Annotated in this window: 24 protein-coding genes and 1 pseudogene; 11 read left to right on the top strand and 14 right to left on the bottom strand. The window is 62.7% G+C overall.

All coding sequences use genetic code 11. The features are described from left to right. Positions 1–101: 101 nt before the first annotated feature. Entirely contained in the window at positions 102–1,022 is a 921-nt protein-coding gene (locus P9250_RS24885) for a LysR family transcriptional regulator (protein ID WP_310395714.1), read from the bottom strand. A gap of 118 nt (positions 1,023–1,140) precedes the next feature. Between P9250_RS24885 and P9250_RS24880 the strand changes: the two genes are divergently transcribed. Continuing rightward, complete coding sequence (locus tag P9250_RS24880) at positions 1,141–2,076, top strand: DMT family transporter (RefSeq protein WP_250464584.1); 936 nt, start codon at positions 1,141–1,143, stop codon at positions 2,074–2,076. A gap of 7 nt (positions 2,077–2,083) precedes the next feature. On the opposite strand, the pseudogene P9250_RS24875 reads toward P9250_RS24880, so the two are convergent. After that, positions 2,084–2,713: pseudogene (locus P9250_RS24875) on the bottom strand (DUF938 domain-containing protein); the annotation flags it as partial. Positions 2,714–3,058: 345 nt separating this feature from the next. Between P9250_RS24875 and P9250_RS24870 the strand changes: the two are divergent. The 3 genes from P9250_RS24870 (at position 3,059) to P9250_RS24860 (ending at position 6,198) form a co-directional block, all read left to right on the top strand. Further along, the gene (locus P9250_RS24870; protein WP_309845232.1) at positions 3,059–3,565 is read left to right on the top strand and encodes an ankyrin repeat domain-containing protein; all 507 of its coding nucleotides are present in this window, start codon (positions 3,059–3,061) and stop codon (positions 3,563–3,565) included. Positions 3,566–3,701: 136 nt separating this feature from the next. After that, the gene (locus tag P9250_RS24865) at positions 3,702–4,889 is read left to right on the top strand and encodes a PRC-barrel domain-containing protein (RefSeq protein ID WP_250464581.1); all 1,188 of its coding nucleotides are present in this window, start codon (positions 3,702–3,704) and stop codon (positions 4,887–4,889) included. A gap of 67 nt (positions 4,890–4,956) precedes the next feature. Then, complete coding sequence (locus P9250_RS24860) at positions 4,957–6,198, top strand: MFS transporter (RefSeq protein WP_310395711.1); 1,242 nt, start codon at positions 4,957–4,959, stop codon at positions 6,196–6,198. Between the two features lie 3 nt (positions 6,199–6,201). On the opposite strand, the gene P9250_RS24855 is transcribed toward P9250_RS24860, so the two are convergent. Continuing rightward, entirely contained in the window at positions 6,202–7,584 is a 1,383-nt protein-coding gene (locus tag P9250_RS24855) for an FAD-containing oxidoreductase (protein WP_310395710.1), read from the bottom strand. 245 nt (positions 7,585–7,829) lie between these two features. Here P9250_RS24855 and P9250_RS24850 point away from each other — a divergent pair, with 245 nt between their 5' ends. Next, entirely contained in the window at positions 7,830–9,143 is a 1,314-nt protein-coding gene (locus tag P9250_RS24850; RefSeq protein WP_244827819.1) for a sodium:proton antiporter, read from the top strand. A gap of 94 nt (positions 9,144–9,237) precedes the next feature. Here the strand turns inward: P9250_RS24850 and P9250_RS24845 are convergent, their stop codons facing one another. Together P9250_RS24845 and P9250_RS24840 are read right to left on the bottom strand one after the other, a co-directional pair. After that, positions 9,238–10,356: a saccharopine dehydrogenase C-terminal domain-containing protein gene (locus P9250_RS24845; RefSeq protein ID WP_250525771.1), complete on the bottom strand. Its 1,119-nt coding sequence runs from the start codon at positions 10,354–10,356 to the stop codon at positions 9,238–9,240. A gap of 156 nt (positions 10,357–10,512) precedes the next feature. Then, positions 10,513–10,968 (bottom strand): Lrp/AsnC family transcriptional regulator, encoded by a 456-nt coding sequence (locus P9250_RS24840; RefSeq protein WP_250464575.1) that lies wholly within the window; start codon positions 10,966–10,968, stop codon positions 10,513–10,515. Positions 10,969–11,253: 285 nt separating this feature from the next. Between P9250_RS24840 and P9250_RS24835 the strand changes: the two genes are divergently transcribed. Together P9250_RS24835 and P9250_RS24830 are read left to right on the top strand one after the other, a co-directional pair. Then, positions 11,254–11,772, top strand: coding sequence for a Spy/CpxP family protein refolding chaperone (locus P9250_RS24835; protein ID WP_250492443.1), 519 nt, complete (start codon positions 11,254–11,256; stop codon positions 11,770–11,772). A gap of 161 nt (positions 11,773–11,933) precedes the next feature. Beyond that, positions 11,934–12,362 (top strand): PGDYG domain-containing protein, encoded by a 429-nt coding sequence (locus tag P9250_RS24830; RefSeq protein WP_310395708.1) that lies wholly within the window; start codon positions 11,934–11,936, stop codon positions 12,360–12,362. Between the two features lie 385 nt (positions 12,363–12,747). Here P9250_RS24830 and P9250_RS24825 read toward each other — a convergent pair whose 3' ends face one another. The 8 genes from P9250_RS24825 to P9250_RS24790 all read right to left on the bottom strand — a co-directional run bounded on the left by P9250_RS24825 (position 12,748) and on the right by P9250_RS24790 (position 20,345). After that, positions 12,748–13,113 (bottom strand): DUF3022 domain-containing protein, encoded by a 366-nt coding sequence (locus tag P9250_RS24825; RefSeq protein WP_250464566.1) that lies wholly within the window; start codon positions 13,111–13,113, stop codon positions 12,748–12,750. Between the two features lie 14 nt (positions 13,114–13,127). Beyond that, entirely contained in the window at positions 13,128–13,919 is a 792-nt protein-coding gene (locus P9250_RS24820) for a YhfC family intramembrane metalloprotease (RefSeq protein ID WP_244827813.1), read from the bottom strand. After that, positions 13,920–14,999 carry a LacI family DNA-binding transcriptional regulator gene (locus P9250_RS24815; RefSeq protein WP_310396869.1) on the bottom strand — a complete coding sequence of 360 codons (1,080 nt, stop codon included), beginning with the start codon at positions 14,997–14,999 and terminating at the stop codon, positions 13,920–13,922. A 118-nt stretch (positions 15,000–15,117) separates the two neighbouring features. Then, a complete protein-coding gene (locus P9250_RS24810) occupies positions 15,118–16,089 on the bottom strand; it encodes a D-glycerate dehydrogenase (RefSeq protein WP_310395706.1) in 972 nt (323 codons plus the stop codon). A 106-nt stretch (positions 16,090–16,195) separates the two neighbouring features. Next, the gene (locus P9250_RS24805) at positions 16,196–17,479 is read right to left on the bottom strand and encodes an MFS transporter (RefSeq protein WP_309963843.1); all 1,284 of its coding nucleotides are present in this window, start codon (positions 17,477–17,479) and stop codon (positions 16,196–16,198) included. A gap of 38 nt (positions 17,480–17,517) precedes the next feature. After that, positions 17,518–18,504: a sugar kinase gene (locus tag P9250_RS24800; protein ID WP_244827810.1), complete on the bottom strand. Its 987-nt coding sequence runs from the start codon at positions 18,502–18,504 to the stop codon at positions 17,518–17,520. Between the two features lie 14 nt (positions 18,505–18,518). Next, on the bottom strand, positions 18,519–19,319 hold the full coding sequence (locus P9250_RS24795; protein WP_409014936.1) for a sugar phosphate isomerase/epimerase family protein: 801 nt from the start codon (positions 19,317–19,319) through the stop codon (positions 18,519–18,521). A 138-nt stretch (positions 19,320–19,457) separates the two neighbouring features. Beyond that, positions 19,458–20,345: a LysR family transcriptional regulator gene (locus P9250_RS24790; protein WP_310395703.1), complete on the bottom strand. Its 888-nt coding sequence runs from the start codon at positions 20,343–20,345 to the stop codon at positions 19,458–19,460. Between the two features lie 113 nt (positions 20,346–20,458). On the opposite strand from P9250_RS24790, the gene P9250_RS24785 reads away from it, so the two are divergent. Next, the gene (locus P9250_RS24785) at positions 20,459–21,523 is read left to right on the top strand and encodes a YeiH family protein (RefSeq protein ID WP_310395701.1); all 1,065 of its coding nucleotides are present in this window, start codon (positions 20,459–20,461) and stop codon (positions 21,521–21,523) included. Between the two features lie 76 nt (positions 21,524–21,599). Here the strand turns inward: P9250_RS24785 and P9250_RS24780 are convergent, their stop codons facing one another. Further along, complete coding sequence (locus P9250_RS24780; protein ID WP_250464554.1) at positions 21,600–22,838, bottom strand: cystathionine gamma-synthase family protein; 1,239 nt, start codon at positions 22,836–22,838, stop codon at positions 21,600–21,602. A gap of 240 nt (positions 22,839–23,078) precedes the next feature. Here P9250_RS24780 and P9250_RS24775 point away from each other — a divergent pair, with 240 nt between their 5' ends. The 3 genes from P9250_RS24775 to P9250_RS24765 all read left to right on the top strand — a co-directional run bounded on the left by P9250_RS24775 (position 23,079) and on the right by P9250_RS24765 (position 26,549). Then, positions 23,079–23,804: a glutathione S-transferase gene (locus P9250_RS24775; RefSeq protein WP_310395699.1), complete on the top strand. Its 726-nt coding sequence runs from the start codon at positions 23,079–23,081 to the stop codon at positions 23,802–23,804. A 48-nt stretch (positions 23,805–23,852) separates the two neighbouring features. Next, positions 23,853–24,656, top strand: coding sequence for an aldo/keto reductase (locus tag P9250_RS24770; RefSeq protein WP_244827805.1), 804 nt, complete (start codon positions 23,853–23,855; stop codon positions 24,654–24,656). A gap of 156 nt (positions 24,657–24,812) precedes the next feature. Continuing rightward, the gene (locus tag P9250_RS24765; protein WP_244827804.1) at positions 24,813–26,549 is read left to right on the top strand and encodes a ClcB-like voltage-gated chloride channel protein; all 1,737 of its coding nucleotides are present in this window, start codon (positions 24,813–24,815) and stop codon (positions 26,547–26,549) included. Positions 26,550–26,575 lie beyond the last annotated feature (26 nt).

Genomic DNA, 26,575 nt, shown 5'->3' with positions numbered 1-26,575 from the left:
GCGGCGCGATGAACGACCTCTGGCAGTCTACACGGCGCGGCCCGATTCGGTGCGCGTGCAGCCTGCGTTTCGTCAATGTGGGCCATGTCAGGCCGGTTCGGTCAGTCTGACTCGCCAAGATGGGCGTGCAGATAATCGATCAGCGCGCGCGCCTTCGGCGGCAGAAAGCGATTGGGCGGATAAAGCAGCCACACCGGTCCCCGATACGCGCGCGCCTGTACCTCCCAATCGACCAGCACGGCTTGCACGCGGCCGCTCGCGAGCGCTTCGCGCGCCGCGAACTCCGGCAGAGTCGCAATGCCCATGCCGTTCTCAGCCGCGTCGAGCCGCGCGCCCGCGTGATTGGCGATGTACCGGCCGTGCACCGCGACCGTCGCCGTCTCACCGCCGCGCGCAAACCGCCAGCGATGATCGTCCACGGTCTCGCCGAGCGGAATGCAATCGTGACGCCCAAGATCACGCGGATGCGCGGGCTCGCCGCGCGTCTGAAGATAACGAGGCGCCGCGCACAGCAGCCATCGCACGCGGCCGATGCGCCGTGCCGCGAGACCTTGCGGCGGATCGTCGGTGGCGCGAATGACGAGATCGACGTCGCTCGCGAGCGGATCGATGTCGTGATCGCTGAACACGAGCTGCAAATCCACTTCGGGATAAGCCGCGAGAAAGCCCGGCACGAGCGGATGAATCACCGACTTCGCATATGCCGTGGGCGCCGATAGCGAGACCTTGCCCTGTGGCTTTCCGGATAGTTGCCCGGCGGCATCCACCGCGCCGGTCGCGGCCGTCGCCATGTCGCGGCAATGCCGATACACCTGATATCCCGATTCCGTCACGCGCACCTTGCGCGTCGAACGTTCGAGCAGGCGCGTGGCGAGCGCGTCTTCGAGCCGCTTGATTTGCCGGCTCACCGTCGATGGCGTGCTGCCCAATTGCCGCGCCGCGATCGAGAAGTTGCCGGCATCGACCACGCGTGCGAATACCGCCATGTCCGGCAGCAAGTCGAAAAGATCCGAAGGGTTCATTTGTGCATCCGCGACAATTAATCTGTGCGTCCAGACCCGATTATCGCGATGAACGCATCATTCGACAATGACGGCTCGCTGCTGGGCACTGCCAGTCAGCACTTACCGGAGACGTCGCATGACCCTCGCATCGCCTGTTCGCCGCCTGCTTCCTGTCTCCGATTTGCTGCTTTTCGTGGTGGCGATGGTTTGGGGAAGCAGCTATGGCGTCGTCAAAAACGCGCTCGGGTTTTATCCGGTGCTGGCGCTCATCGCGTTGCGGTTCGGCATCACGTTCGTGCTGTTGAGCGTGAACCTGCGCCACTTGCGCCGTGTCGACCTGAAAACGCTCATGGGTGTGCTGACTTGCGGCCTCTTGCTGCTCGCCATCTTCCTCGCGGAGACCTTTGGCGTGATGCTCACGCGCGCCGCGAACGCCGCGTTCCTCATCAGTCTGTGCGTGGTGATGACGCCGCTCGTCGAATGGGCGATGCTGCGTCGCAAACCCGGCGCGACCGAGTGGCTCGCGGTCGCGGTGTCGCTCGGCGGTGCGTGGTTGCTAGCTGGCGATGGCGCGTTCAGCTTCAATCCCGGCGATGCGCTGATTCTGGTCGCCGCCGTGCTGCGCGCGCTCTCGGTGTGCGTGACCAAGCGCGTGATGCGCGCCTCGCCGCTTCCGGCGCTCACCGTGACGGCGGTGCAGGCGGGCGTCGTCGCGAGCGGCAGCGCGTTGCTGGCGTTCTTCTTCGTGCCGTCGCAATGGCAGCCCTTGCCGTCGTTCGCGGGACACGGCGCGTTCTGGGGCTCGGTGATGTATCTCGTGATCGCGTGCACGCTCTTCGCGTTCTTCGCGCAAAACTATGCGATTGGCCGCAGCAGTCCGACGCGCGTATCGCTTTTGATGGGCAGCGAACCCGCGTTCGGCGCGCTCTTCGCAAGCGTCTGGCTGGGCGAGCATGTATCGGCGACGGGATGGATCGGCGGCGGCCTGATCGTCCTCGCCTCGTTGATGGCGACAGTGCCCTGGCGCGGATGGTTCGCGGCGCGGTCGGGCCTCGCAAACCGATCGACCTGATGTAACCGCGCCGAAACACCAGACTGAAGTTGTTCGCCGGCATCGGCACGACTTGCTCGAGCGCAAAGCCCACCGATCTACCCAACGCCTCCACCGCCTCCAGATTGCGCACGCCCCAGCGCGGATCGCGTGCGCGCAACTCCGTGTCGAACGCTTCGTTGCTCGGAGCGGTATGCGCGCCATTGCGCCGATACGGCCCATACAGGTAAAGTACGCCCCCCGCCGGAAGATGCCGCGACGCGCCGCGAAACAGTGCCTCGGCGGCCTCCCACGGCGCAATGTGGATCATGTTGATGCACACGACCGCCGCGATTCCCGCGTCCTCGCCGATGCGCCAGTCCTCCTCACGCACATCGAGCGCGAGCGCCGCGTTCAGGTTCGCGAGGCACGCATGCTCGCGCCACGCGTCGATGGATGCGCGCGCGGCGGCATCCGCATCGCTTGGCTGCCACACGATGCCGGGCAACGCCGCCGCGCAATGCACGGCATGCTGACCGGTGCCGCTCGCGATCTCCAGCACGACGCCAGCGGACGGCAGCACGCGCGTCAAGACCGATAGAATCGCATCGCGATTGCGTTCGGCGGCGGGAGCGCGGCGGCGCACGCGGGCATCGTCATCGGGGGAAGTGGTCGTCATCGAAGAGCGCGGTTGAGTTTGGATGCGTTGAGCGTCAGGGCTTCGGTGGCACAAGCTGAAAGAGTTGGCGCGATTCCTGCTGCCCGCCCCGTCGCACGAGCGTTGCCAAGCCCGCCGCGCGCCGGAGTTATGAAGCGCGCACGCAACCCCGTGTATGCTCCCGGAAGATTTCCGCGCGGCGCTCAAGCTTACCCGATGAGCAGCCGGTTGCCCGCAACGCGATTCAGATAACGCGAAACCATGGAGCTGACCATGCCGCACGACCCAACCAGGGATACGCCTTCGGGCAACGCCCCGCAGCACGCTTCGCCGGCAAATGGCCCCGCCGACGGCCCGGACGACGAAATGATCGCCTTCGCGACCGAAGTCTTCGAAGTCGCGCGCAAAGGCGACGCCGCCATGCTCGACGCGCTGCTTGCCAAGGGCCTGCCGCCGAACCTGCGCAACGACAAGGGCGACAGCCTCGTCATGCTCGCGAGCTATCACGGCCACGCCGATGCCGTGCGCGTGCTGCTGCAACACAAGGCCGACCCGAACCTGCGCAACGATAACGGCCAGTCGCCAATCGCGGGCGCGGCCTTCAAGGGCTACAAGTCAGTAATCGAGACGCTGCTCGAACATGGCGCCGATGTCGAAGGCGCATCGCCTGACGGACGCACGGCGTTGATGATCGCGGCCATGTTCAATCGCGTGGAGATCGTCGAATATCTGATCGCGCGTGGAGCCAATCCGGATGCGCGCGACAAGGGCGGTTTCTCCGCACGCGACGCCGCCGAAAAAATGGGCGCGCCGGACACTGCCGCGCGTCTTGCGCAGGCGGCGAGCACGCACACACGCCCGTCCGATGTGTGACGGCGCGCGTGACACGCTCTCTGGCAAGGCCGCGCTGAATGCACGGTAACGAACCCGCCCTCTTGCATGGCACCGGAGCGAGGCGCGCAGTGCCCGCTCCGATCGACAGGTGACACGGAACCATGGAGCTTTTGTGATGACAGGCGGACTCTCGCATCGAAGCGATGCGTCGACGACCGGCCTCGCCGCACTCGGCCTCGTAGCGGGGATGCTCGCTATGCGCCTCGCCTGGCGCGCTGTCGCATCGCTGATGCGGCACCCTGCGCGGCATGAGCGATTCCCGCTTGCAACGCTGGCGGTGATCTTCGCGGCCTTCGCCCTGTCCGCCTGCGGACTCTTGCCGGTGCAGACGCCCGCGCCCATCGTCGAGCATTCGTATATTCCGACGCCGGACGAAACCGAGAGCACCGAGCCCGAGGAACCCGCGCCTGTCGCCGCCGTGCCCGAGCCCGCATCGACGCCGAAGCCCGCGCCCGCGCCAAAGCCCAAACGCCGTATCGTCAAACCGAAGCCGCCGGAGCCGGTGATCGTGCAGCCGCAAGAGGCGCCCGAGCCGCCGCCTCCGCCCCCGCCGATCATCTCCACGCGTATCCTGCAGCACGATCAGCTGCACGGCCTGCTCGATGCCGAAGTGCAGCGCGCCGATGGCAAGGTCGTGGGCCGCGCGGTGGACCTGTATATCGATACCGCCGCCAAGCCGAAGCTCATGATGGTGAACCTCGCCGGCTTCCTCGGCGTAGGCGACCGAAAAGTCAACTTCCCGTGGACCGCGTTCCGCTTCGCGCCCAACTCGAAGACCGCGCCGATCACCTTCGTGCCGCCCGCGCCCGCCGTCAAGGGCAAGCCCGCCGACCCCGCGCCGAAGCCGCAACCGGTCGCGGAAGCGCCGCCGAGCTACCTGCAACTCGTCGATTCGACCGTGACCCAGAAGACCGGCGCGCGTATTGGACGGGTGGTCGACGTGCTCGTCGATTCGCAAGGCGAGCCAGAAGCGCTCGTGCTCGACCTGAGCAATTCGCTCGCGGAAGACAAGCGCCATGTGGCCGCGAACTGGGGCGATCTGCACGTCGTGACGCGCAACAAGCAAGCGAGCTTGCAGATGGACTTCACCGAAGCGCAACTGAAGGCCTCGCCGACCTACTCGCCCGAGCAACCGATCAAGATCGTTTCGCCGGTCGTAGCCGCGCCCGCCGCGCCTGTTTCTTCGCCGGCGGCTGCGGCATCGGCGGGCGCGCCGGCCTCGAACTCGTCCACCGGCACGACCGCATCCGGGTCCGTGGCGGCGCAGTCGTCGGCATCGTCCGGCGCGCGCCCGAACAAATGACGCAGACGACGCACATGACGCAAAAGACGCACATGAAGATTCACGAGATCGATAACCGAATCACAACATGGTAATTGCACGAAGTCTGCGCGCGCTCGACTGGCTGAACTTCTTCGTCGCCAACGTGCAGACGGGCTTCGGCCCTTTCATCGCCTCTTATCTCGCTGCCAACAAATGGACGCAGGGTGAGATCGGCCTCATGCTGTCGGTCGGCACCATCAGCGCGATGGCGAGCCAGCTGCCCGCGGGCGCGCTCGTCGATGCCATGCGCAACAAGAAGTTCGCCGCGCTTTCGGCCATCGTCGCGATCATCGCGAGTGCGTTGCTGCTCGCAGCGAGTCCGACCTTCATTCCGGTGTTCGCCGCCGAAGTGCTGCACGGCTTCGCGAGCTGCATGCTGGTCCCGGCGATGGCCGCGATTTCGCTCGCACTCGTCTCGCGTGCCGATCTCGGCGACCGGCTCGGCCGCAACGCGCGCTGGGCGTCCATAGGCAGCGCGCTGACCGCCGCGTTGATGGGCGCGTTCGGAGAATATCTGTCCTTGCGCTCGGTGTTCTTTCTCACGGCGGCGCTCGCGTTGCCGGCAATCTTCGCCTTGCGCATGATTCATTACGATGCGCCGCCCGTCGTGCCGTGCATGCCTGCGGGCAAGCCGAACCTGACGCCGGAAGGCGAAGAGCGCGAGTCCTTGCGCGAGCTTCTGAAAGACCGGCGCCTGCTGATCTTCGCGGCTTGCGTGGTGCTGTTCCATCTCTCGAACGCGGCGATGCTGAATCTTGCCGCCGGCGAAGTCACCGCGCACATGGGCGACAACGTTCAACTGGTGATCGCGGCGTGCATCATCGTGCCGCAGTTCATCGTCGCGGCGCTCTCGCCGTGGGTCGGGCGCAAGGCGCAGCATTGGGGCCGCCGGCCGGTTCTGATCATCGGCTTCTGCGCCTTGCCCCTGCGCGCGATTCTCTTCGCCGGCGTCAGCAGCCCTTATCTGCTCGTGCCGGTGCAGATGCTCGATGGCATCAGCGCGGCCGTCTTCGGCGTGATGCTGCCGCTCATCGCCGCCGATGTCGCCGGCGGGCGCGGGCATTACAACCTGACCATCGGCTTCTTCGGGCTGGCAGCGGGCGTCGGAGCAACCTTGTCGACTGCGGCCGCAGGCTTTGCCGCCGATCGCTTCGGCACGTCGATGAGCTTTTTCGGCCTCGCCGCTGCGGGCGCGCTCGCCGTCTTGCTCGTCTGGCTCGCGATGCCGGAGACGCGCGGAGCGGAGAAAGCCGAGGCCGGCACCGCCGAACCATCCGTCAAGGTTTGATAGTCACTTCAATGGCTTGAGCATGCCGAGAAGCGTCGGCACCAGTTCGCTCACCGTCGGATGAATGTGCATGGCGCGCTGCAGCGTCTTGTAGGAAGCGTCGGCATTCATGATGTCGATGAACGTATGAATGACCTCGTCGCCTTCGATGCCGTAGATCTGCGCGCCTAGAATCCGCTCGGTGCGGGCATCGACGAGCGCCTTCATGAAGCCATCCGTTTCACCGCGTTCCTTCGCGCGGCCTACGCGCGACATCGGCATCGTGGCGATGAGCGCCTCACGCCCGTCCTTCCTGACCTCCGCCTCGCTCATGCCGACACGCGCGAACGGCGGATCGACGAACACGGCGTAAGCCATGATGCGCGTATCGACGCTGCGCGTTTCGCCATCCAGCAAGTTGGCCGCGATAATCTCGTAATCGTTCCACGACGTGTGCGTGAACGCGCCGCGTCCGTTCACGTCGCCCAGCGCCCATACGCCCTCGACGCGCGTACGCAATTGCCCATCCACTTCGATGATGCCGTGCTTGTCCGGCTCGATGCCAGCGTGTTCCAGACCGAGATCGTCCGTGTTCGGCGTGCGGCCGGTGGCGAACAGCAGATGCGAGGCATCGATCGTTTCGCCCTCGGTGACGATTCGCACGCCGCCGTTTTGCGTTTCCACGCGACGCGGTTCCGTGCCGAAGCGAAACTCGATGCCTTCGCGCTGGAGCACGTCTTGCATCGCAAGCGCGACGTCCTCGTCTTCGCGCGCAAGGATGCGCTCGCCCCGTACCAGAAGCGTGACGCGGCTGCCGAAGCGTCGGAACATCTGCCCGAATTCGAGCGCGATATAACTGCCGCCCACGATGACGAGATGCTCGGGCACTTCGGTGAGTTCGAGAATCGATGAATTCGTGAGATACGGCACGCCGTCGAGCCCGTCGATCTTCGGCACCGACGCTCGCGTGCCCGTGTTGATGAAGATCATGTCCGCGTCGATGTCCTGCTGCGAGCCATCGGCGGCTTCGATTTGCAGCGCATGCGGACCGGTGAAGCGCCCGTGTCCCTCGAATACGGTGATGTCGTGCGTGTCGCGCAACCACGCCTCGATGCCATTGCGCGAGCCGGCGATGACCTCGTCCTTGCGCGCCTTGACGCGCGCCATGTCCACTTTCACGTCGCCGCCGACGATCACGCCGTACTTTGCCGCCGTGCGCGCCACATGCGCGGCGCGCGCGCTCGCCACATAGGTCTTGGTCGGCGTGCAGCCGACATTCACGCACGTGCCGCCAAAAAGATGCCGCTCGATCACGGCGGTTCGTTTTCCGCTCTGTGCCAGCCGCACGGCGAGCGGCGAGCCGCCCTGACCTGTACCGATGACGACCGCATCGAAGTGCTGTGACATGCCTTGATCTCCTGAATGCGCACGCTGGACCGGTGTCGCCGAACCAAATGGATACAGCATGCAAAACGCAAATGAGCCAGCCAATATTACGCGGATCGTCGGGCTCAAGCAGGTTTGCTGCAAGCATGGGCATGTGACGTGCTTGCTGTTGTCTTCTCAGCCGCTTGCATTGATCCTGCATGCAGAATGCAAACGAGGATCCAGACGGCTCCCCGCCATCCTCGAAACAATCGAACAGGGCTTCCATGACCGAGACGATGTGGTTTCTCATCGTCGGCGGCGTGCTCATTTTCATGGGGCTCGCCAGTTCGACATTCCGGCATTTGCCGATCAGCACCGCGATGTGCTACCTAGCCATTGGCTTCGTGCTGGGGCCGGGCGCGGCAAACATGCTGCATTTCGATCTCGCGACCGATGCCACGGTTTTGCGACGCATCACCGAAGTCGCGATGCTCGCGTCGCTCTTTGCCATCGGCTTGCGTCTGCGCGTGCCGCCCACGGACCGCATCTGGATACTGCCGCTACGGCTCGGCGTGGTTGCGATGGTCTTGACCGTCGCCCTGCTCACCGTCTTTTGCGTGTATGTACTCGGCTTCAGTTGGGGGCCTTCGCTGCTGCTCGCCGCGATGCTCGCGCCGACCGACCCTGTCCTCGCTCATGATGTCCAGGTCGAAAAGCCTGGCGACATCGACTTGTTGCGCTTTTCGCTGACGGGCGAAGGCGGACTGAACGATGGCATCGCGTTGCCCTTCGCGCTGCTCGGCATCGCGGTATGCCGGTTCGAAGCGTCGCCTGCAGCGGTGCTGCATTGGAGCTTCGCATTGCAGGCTTTATGGGGCATTGCCGGCGCGCTCGGCAGCGGCTGGTTCCTCGGGGAACTGGCTGTGCGGCTCGTGGCTTATCTGCGCACGCGCCACGGACAGGCGCTCGGTCCGGAAGGTTTTTATGCGCTAGGACTGATCGCCTTGTCGTATGGCGTGGCCGAATTGCTGCACACGTATGCGTTTCTCGCCGTGTTCGCGGCGGGACTCGCCATGCGACGCGTAGAACAGAAAGCGAGCGGCGACAAGTCCGCGCGCGAAGCGGTCGGCACGATCGACGCCGACGATGTCGGCGCCACTGCATCCGATCCGGCCCGCGCGCACGCCTTCATGGCCGAGCGCGTGCATGGCTTCACGATCGAACTGGAACGTATCGCCGAAGTCGCGATCATGCTGATGGTCGGCGCCGTGCTCGCCACTATCTGGCGCGAGCTGTTCACGTGGCAAGCGGCCTTGCTGATCGGCTGCTTGTTCTTCGTGGCGCGGCCGCTGTCGGTGGAGGCATCGCTCATCGGATCGGGCGCACATGGCGCGCAACGGCGGCTGATGAGCTGGTTCGGCATACGCGGTGTCGGCTCGTTCTACTATCTCTTGTATGCAATCGAGCAGGCGCCGAAGGACGTGGCCAAGCCGCTCGTTCCGCTTGTCATCGCGGTGATCGTGGCGTCGGTGATCATTCATGGCGTCACGGCGACGCCCTTGATGAAGCGGTATCAGCGTGTAATCGATCAGGCTTGAGGTGTGGCAGCGTGCATGCAAAATGCCGAAGTGGCGCTGTCTTCATGTCCGCTATTGCCTCGCAGACCGACGAGGCGTATCTGAAGTGGCTGGTTCAGAGCGTCGCCATCCGCGGCGCGCTCGAAACCATATTCGCGCCTTGATAGAGCTTTCCAAAACGGTTATTCAAAAACGCCGCAAGCGGCACCTGCTCCTGACGCACGAACCCGCTTTGCGGCAGCACGCCTTCGCGGAACAGATCGAGCTCGGCACAGATGGCGCCCGCCGTCGTGATCTGGATTGCGCTCATCGGCATGCCGCCGACTTCCTTGGCAAAGACCTTGCGCGTGAAGACGTTCTGCACGAGTTGTCCCGATGGGCCGCCGCGCATGCCCGTTACCGTGACGAAGATCAGCACCACGTCCTGCGAAGTCGATGGCACCGCGCGCTTGAGCATTGCCTTGAGACCGTCGCGATCGGTCGACATGCGCAGATCGTCGAGGAGGAACTTCATCAGATCGCGATGGCCGGGATATCGAACCGACTTGTAGTCGAGCGATTCCACCTTGCCCGCCAGCGTCTCGCATAACGTGCCGAGCCCGCCCGAAGTATTGAAGGCCTCGTACTCGATGCCATCCAGCGAAAAATGTTCGACGCCTTCGAGCGGCTGGACCCATTGCGTGCGGCCATCGCGGATCGCTTCGCATGGCTGACAGTACTCGTTGATGAGTCCGTCGATGCTCCATGTCAGGTTGTATTTGAGCGCATTGGTCGGAAACTCGGGCAGCGCACCGACGCGCATTTTCACTTCGCGCACGTTATCGAGCCGCTCGGCCAGATCATGCGCGACGATGCCGATGAAACCCGGCGCGAGCCCGCACTGCGGCATGAAGGCCACGTCCGAACCCTCCGCGATGGCGCGAATTGCATGCGTTGCGCGCACGTCCTCGGTCAGATCGAAATAATGGACGCCCGCCGCCTTGGCCGCCGATGCAACGCTGATGGCAAGGTAATACGGCAACGCGTTGACGAGTGCGTCGAAGCCGTGGAGCGCCTGACGCAGCGCGGGCGTATCGGCGGAATCGACGCGGCGAGTCGCGATTCCCTCCGCTTCGAGCGCGGTGAGCGCCTGTTCGTCGCGATCGAATGCAACGACTTCGAAGTCTCCCGTGTCACGAAGCAAGTGGGCGATGCTCTTGCCGATCAATCCGGCGCCGACTAACGCTACTTTCATCGTTGTTCTCCTAGTGTATTTTGCATTTTGTGTCGCCTGGGAAGGCATACTGAATACAGTTTAGGGACCGACGAATATTGATCCTAGACGCAAATTGATGCGTATCGACGATAATTTTCGACGTTTTGACGATGTATCGCTGCGTTTTGTATCGTCCTAACTCGAACGGTCGATTTTGCGCGCCAGAATGATCGAGGTGGTGGTGCGCTCCACACCTTCCAGTGCGCCGATTTCATCGAGCAAGTCGTTCAGGCGATCGGGCGAGTCCGCACGCAACCAAGCGACGTAATCGAACTCGCCGCTTACCGCGCAAAGCAGTTGCATCTCCGGCATGCGCGCGAAGCGTTTCTGCACGTCGCGGCCGAACTTTGGCGCGAGCTTGATGCCGACGTAAGCCTGAATACTGGCGTCGAGCACGTCCTGGCCTAGCCGTACGCCGTAGCCCGCTATCACGTTGTTCTTTTCGAGCCGCGCCATGCGCGCGATGACTGTGGTGCGCGCCACGCCCAGCTGACGCGCGAGATCGGCAACGCTTTCACGCGCGTTCGTCTGCAATAGCGCGACGAGGTTACGGTCGATGTCGTCGAGCTGGTCGAGGCGCGGGGGTCTCATGTCGTCCTTCTCGCTGTGATGTTTGGCGTTTGTATTGCGTTATGCGTTTTGTGTACCGCATGCGGTATGCAATCGGCCGCAAGCAGGATTATCGCCGACGTCACCGCCCGATCTTGCTTGAGCTTCCTTTACGGAATTTTCCAGAGAAGTATCGGATGTAAGCAGTTGTGGCAATCGAGGTGAATTGTCAGGCAGGCGTGTTACTAATAACCGCCGACGACGTTTCTGCCTTGACTGAGATCAACCAGCAAGCGCGCTTTCTCTTAATTCGACTAAGGTTTCGGAATGAAAAAAACATTTTTAGCACTGGCGGCATCTTGCATGCTTAGCGCCGCGTTCGCACAGACCGCGGCGCCCTCCGCGGCATCTGCCTCCGCCACGACGGTGGCATCGGCGCCCGGCGCCACGAAGCGCGAAGCTCGCGTGGAAGAACGTATCGCCCAATTGCATGCAAGCCTCAAGATCACATCGCAGCAGGAAGATCAGTGGTCGAAGTTCGCCGACGTGATGCGCGACAACGCGCACACGGTGGGCGATCTATACCGCCAACGCGTTGCACAACGCGACACCATGTCCGCGCTCGATGACATGAAGCAATACGAGCAGATCACGCAGGCCAATGCAGACGGCACGAAACGCCTGGTCGAGGCTTTCGAGCCGCTTTACGCAAGCCTTTCGCCGGAGCAGAAGAAGCTTGCCGATACGAGCTTCCGTCAAGAGCATCATGATCGCGCAAAGAATGCACGCGCTCGTCATCCGTCGCGCGCGGGCGCAGCACAACCGGCATCGACGACGAAGCCTTAAGCCGCAGCGCGTAAGCGCTTGAATGCTTGGCATTCGGCGGCTTTGCCAAAACCCGCATCGGGCGTCATCATGGCGAACGAAGCGGGTTTTTCGTATTCTGGATGCAAAATCATCCGATTGCCGTTACGATCCCGCACCGCAACCGCATTGGCCGACTAATCATGCTCCATCTATCCCGCCTCGATCTCACAACAGATGCTACCGCGCGCCGCGTCGTCAAGGACGAAGCCGTGACCGTGGAATTCGCCGCTGCGCCTGGCGAGCTGATGAGCCTGGAAGGCCCGAATCGCTATGCGCCCGATGACGCTATCGTCACTGGCGCGACGGGTGAACGCTGGGTCGTGTCGCGTGACCGGTTCGATCCCAAGTACGTGCCGGAAGGCGGCATCGCGCATGGCGAGGCTGGAACCTACCGCAACAAGCCGAGCGTGGTTCTTGCGCGGGAGATGCATGAGCCTTTTTCCATCGCGCGGTCAGACAATGGCGACGTGCTCACCGGCGACGCGGGCGATTGGGTCATGCAGTATGCGCCGGGCGACTATGGCGTCGTGAAGGCGGCACGCTTCGCCAAGGTTTATCGCGAAGTTTGAAGGCGCTATGCAGGGACGCGGCACGCAGCATGCAAGTTGCTGCGTTTGACGGGGATGGCCTCAACGAGCGTGCAGATCACGCGGATGAGAAAGCAAAGTGCGGGAGCGTGGCATACGGAATTCAAATCGCACGTATGCCGAAGACAGCCTCAACCAGGTTCAATAAATCCACGCAGACTTTGTATGCGAAATGCCAAGGCGTGGCATACAGAATTCAGATAGCCGCATCCGACGCGGACAGCCGCATAGCGCACGCACATCCGAGTGCAAGATGCGAAAGCGAACAGCCAACCCGCATCTGAATCGATCACCCGTTCCGCCCCACCTCGCTCAAATCTCGAATACAAAACGCAACCTGTCGGCATACAGAATACAACCTGCCCCTTCACGCGAAATCCTCTCCCATCTCGATTTCAAGCTGCCGCGGGACCGCCTCGCCATTCGCGTATGCTTCTTCCAGCGAACCCAGCGTCGCCTCCACATAGGCACGTAACACTGCATAGCTTCGAGCATGCATCCTCACCGGCATGGCTCGATACCGTGCCAGCGCGGCAGCATCGAAACGCACGTCGATGGCAATGCGCCGCGCCGTCGAACCGAAACGCATCGCGATGTAATGAATCGTCAGCGAGGTACGGCCTTCGTCGTCGAGGCGTTCGGCGAATTGCGTCTGCTCGGGGAAGAGATCGCTGATGACATGCGCAAGCATGTCGATGTCCGCGCTCGGGCAGTCGTATTGGTAGTCGTCCATGGATACTCGATGAATCAGGATTGGCGCGTGACTGCGGCGCGATAGTAGCGCACGAGCGCCACGGTGACGATCACGCCGAGCACGAGATACACGGCATCGGCGGCGGCGAGCGGAATCAGGCGCGCTTGAAAGAGCGCGGCCGGCATGCCGACGAGCGCGTGGGCCGCAATCAGCACGCCAAGCGCATGACGCGACCGTTCGCGCAGCATCTGCCACATCAGTGCCGAAAAGCCGAGCTGGAAGGCAAACGCACTCGCCCGCTCGACCACGAAGATAGCCGCCGACACAGGCGAGAGACTCATGAGCACCAAGTGAATACGCGCTACTGCATCGAGCGGCGCGCTTTCGAAATGCGCATCGAGCGTACCGTTGTTGGCCAGGATCGCATACACGATCCATTGCGCCTGTACGAGCACGCCGACGATCCACGCCTCCGCGCCACCATGTCCGATGCCGTAACCGAGCGCTGGACCGGGACGATCGAGCGCGCCGGGCTCGCGCGAGATGAGCCACTTCATCGCCAGGAAGCGGCCCACTTCCTCGCACAGGCCCGCAGTGATGGCGCCATAGACCACGAAGACCGCGGGATTCATCAACCACGCGGACGTGGCCGGATTGCCCAGCATGAAGCCGTGCAGCGCGCGCTCGATCACCATGGCGAAAAGCGCAAACACGGCAATGCCGAGTATCGCCTCGCGCGGCACGAGCTGAAAACGCGGCCTCGCGAGCTTATACAACACGACCGGCAATGCAGCGATGATGAGCGTGGCGAATCCCACGCACAGCAACGTCGATAGACTGACCATTCAGGTTCCTTGTGATGCTTCGTGTCTTGCTCTCGTCGTCGATGCGCGCACGACGAGTTCTCCCGGCAACAGACATTCGCGTGGCGGCATGACCGCGCCGCCGAGCCGCTCATGCAGAAACTCCACCGCGCGTCGGCCGATATCGTAAGTCGGCTGCCGCACCGTCGTCATGCCGGCGAGTTGCGCCCACTCGGAATCGTCGATGGACATCAGCGCGACGCCCGCTTGCCAGTCCGCGCCGTATCGTTCCTTGAGATGCACCGCGACGCGCAAAGCCACCGGACCGTTCGCCGCGAACAACGCGACGCGCCGGTTCGCCGCGCGCGCACCTTCGATGCGCCGATCGATTTCATCGAGCGTGGATGCCGCATCGGCGAGATCGATCACGAGCGTCGCGCCGTTTGCAGCACGCGCGCTCACGCTTTCGCGAAACGCGGCCTCGCGCAAACGCCGCGAACTGACATGCGTGACGGGCTGCACGATGAAGAGCAATTCGTCGAAGCCTTCATCGATGAGATGTCCGGTTGCCAGTGCAACGGCCGCCGGATTGTCGAGCCCGACCATATCGGTGACGATGCCTTCCACCGAACGATCGACCAGCACGACCGGAATACCGCCTTGCGTGAAGCCTTGCAACAACGCTTCCTTCACGCCGAGCGCATTCACGATCACGCCTTCGACGCGATACGTCGTAAGCAGTTGCAGATAACGCCGCTCCATGTCGACTTCATTGGCCGCGTGGCAGATGAGCGGCATGTAGTTGAGCGCATGGCACGCGGCTTCCACGCCTTGCAGCACTTCGACGGAGTACGGATTGGTCAGGTCGGCGAGCAACATGCCGATCAGTCGATTGCGCCCGCGCTTCAGGCCGCGCGCCATCTGATTCGGTCGATAGTCCAGCCGCGCGATGGCCGCCTCGATACGCTCGCGCAAATCGGGCGACAACACGCCCGTCTCGCCGTTCAGATAACGCGAGATGCTGGTCTTGCCGGTGCCGGCTTCGCGCGCGACATCGGTGATAGTCGCGCGGCGCGCCCCGAAAACGCGCGGCCGGTTGCTTGAAGTGGGATCGTCGGACATGGTGGTCGTGATGGCTTGACGAACGCCCGACATCGGGCGAGCGGTATCGACATCGTTGTCGTTGGCCTCGGCATGCGCATGTTAGCGCATCGTGGCTACCCGTCGATCCGATCCGCGTTCAGCGCTTGAGGACTTCGCGATTCACGATGTTCTGCGTGAGCGTGCCATCGAGCGCGCCGATGAGGTTCTCGGCGGCGTTGAGGTTCATCGCGTGACGCGTTTCATGCGTGGCCGAGCCGATGTGCGGCAACGCGACGACGTTCTTCAGCTTGAGCAAGGGCGAATCGACGGGCAGCGGTTCCTTGTCGAACACGTCGAGGCCTGCCGCGCGAATCGTGCCGTCTTTGAGAGCTTCGATGAGCGCCGCTTCATCGACGGTCGGTCCGCGTGATGCGTTGATGAGAATTGCGCTCCTCTTCATTTTCTTGAGCTGCGCCGCGCCGATGATATGACGCGTCTGAGCCGTGAGCGGCACTTGCAGAAGCACGAAGTCGGATTGCGCAAGGAGGTCGTCGAGTTCGACACGCTTCGCGCCGTAGTCCTTCTCTGCTTGCTCGTTGGAACTGCGATTCGTGTAAAGCACGTTCATGCGAAAGCCCAGCGACGCGCGTCTTGCCACCGCGCCACCAATGCGACCGAGCCCCACGATACCAAGCGTCTTGCCCTGCACATCCACGCCAAAACCTTCTTCGCCCAGGCTCGCTTTCCAGTTCCCTTCCTTGACCCATTCCGCGAGTTCCACCACGCGGCGCGCGCTGGCGAGGATCAATGCGAAGACCGTATCCGCGGTCGATTCGGTGAGCACGTCAGGCGTATGCGTGAGCACGATGCCGCGTTTGGTCAGGTCGTCGACATCGAACGCATCGAAGCCTACCGAGACCGTCGAAAGCGCCTTCAGACGCGTCGCGCCTTCGATCATCGCGGGCGTGATCTTCGCGCTCGCACCGATGGCGCCGTCGGCATCCTTGAGCGCCGCCACGAATGCGTCGTGATCGGCCGGATCGACATGTACGACATCCGCATGATCGAGAAGGTACGCTTCGACATCGGATGGCAGGGACTTATAGGCTACGATTTTCTTTCGGCTCATGGAGTTTTCAGGCCTTTGCAGGCTCATGGTAAGAGTGGATGACGGCCGCTGCGTTCGTGCTTTCCATTAAAGCATAGACAGCGGCAGCGCTCTGGAGCTCTGGACATCACGACCCCACGGCGACGCGCGGACTCACCACCGCTGGCGGCTTCACGGCCAGCGTCAACGCCACGGCCACGAGCAAGGCCGCGCTCATGAAGACGTATGACGCAGCCGGCGATCCAGTGGCCCCGTTCAGGTATCCGACGACATAGGAACCCACGAACGAACCGAGCGCGCCCATGCTGTTGATGAGCGCCATGGCACCGCCCGCGACGTTCTTCGGCAGCAGTTCAGGCACGATCGCGAAGAACGGCCCATAAGGCGCATACATCGCCGCGCCTGCAATAACGAGCAAGACGTACGAAGCCCAGAAGTGGTTCGATCCAAGCAGATACGAACCCGCGAACGCCACCGCGCCGATCAGCAGGAATGGCCATACGAAGGCCTTGCGCGCCTGCAGTTTGTCGGAGGCCCAGGAAGCGAGCAGCATGGCGATGGTCGCGGCGAGATAAGGCACTGCGGAAAGCCAGCCCGTCTCGATCATGCCGAGCGTGGAGCCGCTCTTGAGGATGGACGGCAGCCAGAGCACGAAGCCATACACGCCGATGCTCCAGCAGAAGTATTGCGCGCACAACTTGATGACAGCGGGAGACTTGAATGCCTCTCCATAGTTCTTCACCGGCTTGATCGCCGCTTGCTCGGCGCGCAAGGTGGCATCGAGATCGCTCTTTTCCGCGTCCGTGAGCCACGTCACCTGCGCGGGTTTGTCCTTCACGATGAACCACCAGATTACCGCCCACACCACCGCAGGCAAACCTTCGGCGATAAACATGTGCCGCCAGCCGAACGAATTCACGAGATAGCCCGAGACGACCGACATCCACAGCACTGTCACCGGATTGCCGAGAATCAGAAACGTATTCGCGCGTGAACGCTCCGACTTGGTGAACCAGTTCGCGATGAAGACGAGCATCGCGGGCATCACCGCCGCTTCGACGACACCGAGCACGAAGCGGATCGCCATCAGCGACGGTATGTTGCTCACCATGCCCGTCAGCGCGGCGCAACCGCCCCATAAAATCAGGCTCCAGAAGACGAGCTTCTTCACGCTGCGGCGTTCGGCGTAGATCGCGCCCGGAATCTGAAAGAAGAAGTAGCCGAGAAAGAACAACGCGCCGATCAGCGACGACAGTCCCTTGCTGATGCCCAGATCCTGATTGATGCCCGCCGCCGACGCAAAGCCATAGTTCGCGCGATCCAGATACGCAAGGCTATACGTGATGAAGACGATCGGCATGATCATCCACCAGCGGCGCACGGCGAGAGTCGGGGTTGAAGATGCTTGCATGGTTGTCTCCGAACACAGTTCGATTGAGTCTCTGATGATCACGCCGCGTCGAGGGCAGCGCCCACATCCTGAGCTTCGAGCACGTCGAGCGCTGCGCGCGTGGGCAGGCCCTCGCTGTCGCCGATCACCTGAATCGCCAGCGCGCCGATGCGGTTGCCGCGCGCGATTGCATGCCGCACGTCGCGGCCTTCGAGCAGCGCGCTCACTACGCCGACCGCGAAGCCATCGCCCGCGCCGACGGTATCCACGACCTTCGCGACGGGCACCGCAGGCACGATGCCGGCATCGCCATCGACGGTGCGGAAATACGCGCCGTATGCGCCCAGTTTCACGACCACGCCTTTCGCGCCCTGATCGAGATAAAACTTCGCGATGTCCTCGGGTTTCTCGTAGCCCGTCAGCGTCAACCCTTCGCTCACACCCGGCAGCACCCAGTCGGCAAGCGCCGCGAGCGCGTTGAGCGATTGCGCCATTGCGTCGCGCGACGGCCAGAGTGTCGGGCGCAAATTCGGATCGAAGGAAATAGTCTTGCCTGCTGCACGCATTTCGCGGGCCATGTGGAAAGCCAGTTCACGCGAACTCGCGGAAATGGCTGGCGCCACGCCCGTCAGGTGCAGATGCCGCGCGTTGAGCACGTAATCAGCGGCGTAATCGTCAAGCGAAAGATGGCTTGCGGCCGAGCCCTTGCGGAAGTATTCGACTGCCGGATCGCTGCCGTCGTCGCACTTGCCCTTCAACTGGAAGCCGGTCGGATAGCGCTCGTCGATACTCACGCGGCGCGCATCGATGCCTTCGGCCGCGAGCACATCGAGCACGTATTGACCGAAGGAATCTCGCCCGACACGGCTCATCCAGCCCACCTTGAAGCCGAGCCGCGACAACCCGATAGCCACGTTCAGATCCGCGCCCGCGACGCGTTTGGTGAACTGGCCGACCTTTGCCAGATCGCCGGTTTCGGCGGCGACGAACATGGTCATCGCCTCGCCGTACGTAACGATGTCGAGGGCGTTTCGTTGTGATTGCATGCGGTACCTTGTATTCAAAATGCCGCGATACGCGCGACCTGAACGGCGGCGTCATCGGCGTCGAGAAAGGGATATTCGATTCCGCGCGGCACGTCACGCGGCAATTGCGCGAGGAGCGCGGCGAAGTGCGCATCGTCTTGCGACGGGGCTATGGCGAAACGTCGCGCGCCCTCGCCTGTCACTGCCTTGCAATGGATATAGGCCACGTGCGGCGCGAGACGCACGGCGGCATCGAGCGGGTCTTGATCCGGCCAGCGCCAGTTGCCAGTGTCGAAGGTCATCGCAAGCCCGTTTTGCGCCTGCGCGGGCAAAGCCGCGAACAACGCCTCGAACGCGCCGATCGTGCCGCCCGCCTTCAACTGGCCGTTTTCGGCGACCACCCGCGCTGGCGACGACGCCACCGCGTTCAGCAACCGATCGAGCGTTGCCGCATCGGTCGCAACGCCGCGTTCCGTGCCGCCCAATTGCAGCTTCACGATGCGCGCGCCCAGCGCATGCGCCTCGCCGATGGCCTGGGCGAGCGCACTGTCATCGAGAGCGCCATCGTCGCGAAACAAGGTTGCGGGCGTCGAGTGGACGGCCCACAAACCGAGTGTGCGGATGCGCGCGCCGAGAAGCGAGAGCGCGTCGAAACTGGCATCGGATTCGTTAGCGAAAAGTTCGCGGCGCACTTCGAAACCCTGGGCGCCCGCGCGCGCGGCGGCTTCGGCGCAGACCGCGTGACCATCGGTGCGAACCGTGTCCAAGCCAAAGGCGCTGGCGACTACGACGACATCCGGGCGCACGCCGATTTTTGAAGCATCAGATGAAATCACGCCTCTTTTCCGTTGAAAACTGACAAAAACTAGTGGTTGGAACCGGTTCCATTACTGCTGTTTGAAAAGGACGCCGCAGCGCCCCAATGAAGACGAATAGTGCTCTTGGCGGTGCGCGTTGCGCCATAGTGGAATTCCCTAGCCGAGAATCGAGGCGTCCTGGCAGAGTTCGAGAAAGCGCGCGGCGACACGCGAAGGCGCGTCGGCATGAGGAAACAGGATTGAAAAGCGGCGCGTGAGCGGCGCCGGGCCGACGTGTACGCGTTGCAGCATGCCGTCCTCGTGCCGGATCGACATTGCCGAGACGAAGCCGATACCCATGCCCGCCCGCACCGCTTCCTTGACGCCTTCGACGCCCGCGATTTCGAGCGCGACGCGCACGGCCACCTTGCCCTGGGCGAACGCGCGCTCGACGATCTGCCGCACGCCCGAGCCGCTTTCGCGCAGCACGAGCGGATAGCCGCCGATTTCATCGAGCGTGGCGTCTTGCCTTTCGGCGAGCGGATGACCGCGCGGAACGATAGCCACGATCTCGTCTTCCCGCCAGGCGGTCACCGTAGTGCCCGACGGCAACTCGCCACTTGGCTGGCCTTCGATGAGCGCGATATCGAGCGAACCGAGCGCAGCGACGATTTCCGCCGTGTTCCCGTCGATGGTCGTCAGCGTCACGTCGGGATAGCGCTTGTGGAATGCGGCGATCAGATAAGGCAGCAGGTAGCTCGCGGGCGTCGTGCTCGCACCGATACGCAATGTGCCGCGCTCGAGCCCGCGCAACGCGTCCCGCAGCGCGTGTGCTTGCCGGAAGCTCTCGCGCACACGCTCCGCGTGGACGAGCAGCTGTTCGCCGGCTGCGGTCAGGCGAACGCCCCGGCCGTCGCGCAAATACAGCGATTCGCCGAATTCGTCCTGCAAAAGCCGAAGCTGCCCCGACACGGCAGGCTGCGACAAATGCAACGCAACAGCCGCGCGGCTGATGTTGCCGTGCTCGGCAACGGTAGCAAAGGTTATCAGCTGATCCGGGGTCATCTTGCAAAAATATCAGATCAACCGATACATTACATCCTAAATCACGATTTTTCATATGCATATGAGTGATTTAGGATTAGCAAATCGCAACGCAATGTCAAAAGGACGCTCCCATGTCCGCAGTACCCGCCGCACCGTCAATCGCCGAAGCATCGTCCACGCGTGGGCAGCTCAACGGAATTCTTTTCGTCGCGCTGTTCGCGGCAGCCGTGACGCATCTGTCCGCGCTGCCGTTCATCGCTGGATTGGGCATCAGCCCGTTGATCGTCGGCATTGCCGCGGGGACGATTTACGGCAACGCGCTGCGCCACGGCATGCCCGAAAGCTGGGCGGCGGGCGTGAACTTCGCCGCGCGCAAATTGCTGCGCATCGCGGTGGCGTTCTTCGGGTTGCGCGTGAGTCTGCAGGAAATCGCGCACGTCGGGCTGTCGGGTTTCGCGGTATCTGTGCTGGTGGTCGTGAGTACGCTTGCCATCGGCACATGGTTCGGCATGAAGGTCATGAAGCTCGACCGCGATACCGCCTTGCTCACGGCAGCCGGCAGCGCCATCTGCGGCGCCGCGGCCGTGCTCGCGTTCGAATCGACCTTGCAATCGAAGCCCCACAAGAGCGCGATGGCCGTTGGCAGCGTGGTCCTGTTCGGCACGCTCTCCATGTTCCTCTATCCGCTCGCGATTCACGCAGGCTGGTTGCATCTCGACACGCTCGGCACGGGCCTTTTCTTCGGCGGCACGATTCACGAAGTCGCGCAGGTCGTTGGCGCGGCAAGCAACGTGAGCCCGGAAGCGGCGCATATCGCGACAATCGTGAAGATGACGCGCGTCATGTTGCTCGTGCCGGTCCTGCTCGTGGTCGGCTTCTGGATCAATCGCAAGCGTCATGATCAAAGCGCACAAAGCGGCACGGGCAAGCTCGCGGTGCCCTGGTTCGCCTTCGGCTTCCTCGCGCTCGTGGTGGTGAATTCGCTGCACGTGTTGCCCGCCAGCGCGACCAGCACGCTCAACACGCTCGATACCTTCGCGCTCACCATGGCGATGACCGCACTCGGCATGGAAACGCGCATCGCGCAGATTCGCGAAGCGGGTCCGCGTGCGATTGCAACCGGCGCGATTCTGTATACATGGTTGATCGGCGGTGGACTTGCGATCACGTATGGTGTGGAGCGTCTTTTCGGCTGATCGTATCGATGCTGGACACAAAAAAGCCGTCGACTGAACCGACGGCTTTTTTGCATTCGAAGCCTGCTTTCTCGGCTTACGCGTGCTTCAACGCTTGTTCGAAATCGGCGATGAGATCGTCGATATCCTCGATACCCAGCGACAAGCGCAGCATGCCGTCCGAAATGCCCATTGCGCGGCGCACGTCCGGACCGGCTTCGTGGAAGATGGTCGGTGCAACGGGGATGATGAGCGTGCGTGTATCGCCGAGACCGGTCGCCTTGATCGGGATCTGCAGCGCGTTGACGAAGTCGATCATGCGTTCGGGATGGCGCAACTCGAATGACAAGAGCCACGAGCCGTTTTTGAACAGACTCTTCGCGACTTCATATTGCGGATGACTCGGCAAACCCGGATAAAGCACGCGACCCACCGCTTCGTGTTTCTGCAGGAACTGCGCCAGTGCGAGCGCGTTATCGCTGCTCTTGCCGACTCGCAACGCCAACGTCTCCGCGCCCAGCGCAATCTGATGCGCCTGCTCGGACGACAACGCCGCGCCCATGTCGCGCAGACCCTTCTTGCGAATTTGCAGAAGCCCTTGCTCCTTCGCGGGCGAGCGCCGGTAGTCATCCGCGATATTCGGGTACGTGCTCCAGTCGAAGACGCCCGTGTCCGTGACCGCACCGCCGAGCGCCGCGCCGTGTCCTGCAATCGTCTTCGTCAGCGAGTTGACGACGAGGCTCGCGCCGACATCCTTCGGCCTGAAAAGCGCCGCGGACGTGATGGTGTTATCGACGACATAAGCGAGCCCGCGTTCGCGACACAGTTCGCCGATACCTTTCAAATCCGGGATCTGCGTGCCCGGATTCGCGATGGTCTCGACGAACACCATGCGCGTGTTGGCCTTGAGCGCGTTGGCGACGTTCGCGACATCGCCTGCATCGACCACCGTCACTTCGATGCCGAGCGTGCGCAGCGTGCCGAACACGCTATTGGTATTGCCGAAGACGAACTGGCTCGACACGAGATGATCGCCCGCGCGCAGAAGCGTGAGAAACACCGCGCAGATTGCGCCCATGCCGGTGCTGAAGCAGATGGAACCCGCGCCGCCTTCGAGCTTCGTGATCTTGCGCTCGAGCGCCGCAGTGGTCGGCGTGCCCTGACGAGCATAGTTGAACCCGCCCTTCTTCGTGCCTTGAAACACGCCGATGAGATCTTCCACGCGTTCGAAGCCATACTGAACCGACGTATGGATGGGTTGACGCACGCCGCCATGCTCGACGCCCGCGTCACGATCGCCGTGTACGATGCCAGTGGTGAAGCCTTGCTTGTCCATCTTCTCTCCGCTTCGAAGTCGTTCGCTCTCTGACGGGCATCGCGAATCGGCCCTCGAGCAAAGGATTCATTTTACATCGCGGCCCGCGCCGCCACGGCCCCAGGCGGGTACGCGTGTTGCTCGCCTGAACACTCGTTCGCGTGCTCGACCCGCGGCAAGCAGCACGCGATTAACTTGCCAACCCAAGCATCCGCCGCGCATGGCGTCAAAAGCACAGCACGTTTGACAAGGAGCCCACGCATGGCTTACGAACTCTATTACTGGGACGGATTGCAAGGCCGGGGCGAATATGTGCGCCTCGCGCTCGAAGACGCGGGCGCCGAATACATCGATGTCGCGCGTTCGAAGAAAGGCATGGACGCGATGATGAAGCTCCTCGGCAGCAAGACCGAGCCGCACATTCCGTTCGCGCCGCCGTTTCTGAAGGACGGCGATCTGATCGTGCCGCATGTCGCGAATATCCTGCTGTATCTCGGCCCGAAGCTGAAGCTCGCGCCGAAGGACGAAGGCCTGCGCTACGTAGCGCATGGCTTGCAGTTGACCATCGCGGATATCGTCGCGGAAGTGCATGACACGCATCATCCGCTCGCGACCGATCTCTATTACGAAGACCAGAAAGAAGCCGCGAAAACGCGCTCGAAAAATTTCCTGGACCAGCGCGTGCCCAAATTCATGGGTTATTTCGAGCGCGTGCTGAAGCAGAATCCGCACGGCGACACGCAAATGGTCGGCGACACGACGACCTACGTCGATCTCTCCGTCTTTCAGCTCGTCGATGGCCTGCACTACGCCTTCCCGCGCGCGATGAAGACCTTCGACAAGCACTATCCGCGTGTCGCGGCGCTGCATGACGCCGTGCTGCAACGGCCCAATATCGCCGCTTATGTCGATTCGGAACGGCGCATCCCGTTCAACGAATCCGGCATTTTCAGGCACTATCCCGAACTCGATCAGGACGCGAAGTAAGACGCGTCACTGAGTTCACTGATCGCCTCAACGAAACAAGGAGCCAGCATGATCGAAACGATTCCCTCCTTCGGCCTCGGCACATTCCGTGTCGATGCCGCGAAGACCACCGAAGCCGTCAGAAGCGCATTGCAGATCGGCTTTCGTCATATCGACACCGCACAGTTCTACAACAACGAAGCCGCCGTCGGCGCGGGCGTGCGCGAGTCAGGCATTCCGCGCGAAGACGTCTGGGTGACGACGAAAGTCTGGTGGGACCGGCTGCAGCGCGACAAGCTGATCGCGAGTCTCAAGGACAGTCACGAAAAGCTCGATATCGGCACGATCGATCTCGCGCTCGTGCATTGGCCGTCGCCCGAGGGCGCGGTGCCTATCGCCGAAACGCTTGGCGCGTTTCAGGAAGCGCAGAAGCTCGGCCTCATCCGTCATTACGGCGTGTCGAACTTCACCGCGCCGCTGCTCGAACAAGCGCTCGAGGCGCCGGGCGGCAAGGAGATCGTGACGAACCAGATCGAAGTGAGCCCGTTCCTCGCGAACCGAGCGTTGGTCGAAGCCACTCAACGGCTCGGCGTGAAAGTGACCGCGTATATGCCGCTCGGCGAAGGCCGCGCGCATAACGACATGACCATCAAGGCCATCGCGAAGAAGCACGGCGCGACGCCCGCGCAAGTTACCTTCGCATGGCTTTTGGCGCGCGATATCGTGGTACTGTCGGCATCGACGAATCCGGAGCATCAACAGATCAACTGGGATGCGCAAAAGCTCGAGCTCGACGCCGACGACATCGCGAAGATCGACAAGCTCGACGAAGGCAAGCGCAACGCGAATCCTTCGTTCGCGCCGAAGTGGTGAGCGCGTAGACCGAAGCGCTGGATGCATCGCTTGAAAAGCCTGGCTGTCTTCGATAGCCGGGCTTTTTTTCGCGCGCTCGAAAGTGGACGGATGATGCGCAATGCTATCCTTGCGTCGGCCTTATTCCATTTGCTTCTAAGCTTTCCACGATAATCCGTGCTTTCGTTCCTGCTTCGGCTGCGCACGCGCGCTCAACAACTCTTCCGTTTGTCGGATGCGCACACCATGCTCATCTGGGCAGTCGTCGTCGGCGTTGCGGGCGCGTTCGCGACATCGGCGTTTCGTGAAGGCATCGATTCGCTGCAACGGGCGTTCGGCGGCGAACCCGGCAACTTCGTCAAGATGGCCGAAAGCCTGCCGTGGCCGCTGCGTATCGTGTTGCCAGCGGCGGGCGGGCTCATCGCGGGCTTCTGTCTGATCGTCGCACGGGTTCGTCAAGACAAGCACGCGAACACGGATTACATGGAAGCGGTGACCATCGGCGATGGCGTCGTGCCCGTGTGGCAAAGCATCTGGCGCAGCCTGTCGTCGCTTTTCACGATCACGAGCGGCGGTTCCATCGGCCGCGAAGGGTCGATGGTGCAGCTCGCCGCGCTCGCTTCATCGCTTATTGGACGCTGGGTCCACTTCGATCCGCCGCGCCTGCGACTGCTCGTGGCGTGCGGCGCGGCGGCCGGGATCACCTCCGCATACAACGCGCCGATCGCGGGCGCGTTCTTCGTCACCGAAATCGTGCTGGGCTCCATGGTCATGGAGAGCTTCGGGCCGATCGTCGTGTCGTCGGTCGTCGCCAACATCACGATGCGCGAGTTCGCCGGGTATCGGCCGCCTTACCAGATGCCGGTGTTTCCGCCCATCGCGGGCCTCGAAGTGCTGCTCTTCGTCGTGCTCGGTTTGCTGTGCGGCGCGCTCGCGCCACACTTCCTGCGGCTGCTCGCAGAGTCGCGCAAGCGCTTTGCGAAGTTGCCGCTGCCCTTGCCGATTCGTCTCGCGCTCGGCGGACTGATCGTCGGCGTCATTTCGATCTGGTGGCCCGAAGTCTGGGGCAACGGTTATGAAGTGGTGAACTCGCTTCTGCATCAGCCATGGACGTGGTCCGCGCTCTTGCTGGTGCTCGTCTTCAAGCTCCTCGCCACCGCCGCGACGGCCGGCTCGGGCGCGGTAGGCGGTATCTTCACGCCCACGCTTTTCGTCGGCGCCGTGCTCGGCTGTCTCTTCGGTCTCGGCGTTCACGCCATCTGGCCGCATTCGACTTCACAGCCATTCGCCTACGCCATGGTCGGCATGGGCGCGTTTCTCGCCGCGGCCACGCACGCGCCGCTCATGGCGATCCTCATGATCTTCGAGATGACGCTGTCGTACTCGGTGGTGTTGCCGCTCATGCTTTCGTGCGTGGTGGCATATTTCATTGCCCGAACCTCCGAGCAGACGTCGATGTACGAAGTCACCCTGCGTCGCACGCGCGAAGAGAAGGAGCGTCTGCGCCTCGCGGCCACGCAGATGCGCGAACTCGTCAAGCCGCCCGATACCGTCGTCCCGCTCGATGCGAACGTGAACGACATGACGCGCGTGTTCCTCGAATATCCCGTGAAGTATCTGTATGTCGTGGATGACGCGGGGCGCTTTCGCGGTGTGGTCGCACTCAAGGACATCACGTCCGATCTTCTCGACAAGCAAGACACATCCGCGCGTACCGCCGCCGATTACCTCCAGCCGCAATTCGACGTGCTCACACCCGACATGTCGCTCGGCGAGGCACTGCAGCACTTCCTCGCTTTCCAGGGCGAGCGGCTTCCTGTCATCGAAAAAAAGAGCGAACCGCTGCTGCTCGGTGTCGTGTACAAAACCTCTCTTCTCGACGCATACTTCCGTCTGAATCCGACGCAGCGCTGAAAGTGCGCGGCTGTGCAATTTCGCGG

The organism is Caballeronia sp. LP006, from assembly GCF_031450995.1.
In the GTDB taxonomy this organism is placed as follows: Bacteria; Pseudomonadota; Gammaproteobacteria; order Burkholderiales; family Burkholderiaceae; genus Caballeronia.
The sequence above is the reverse complement of the archived record's forward strand: the minus strand, read 5'-3'. Positions and strand labels throughout refer to the sequence as shown.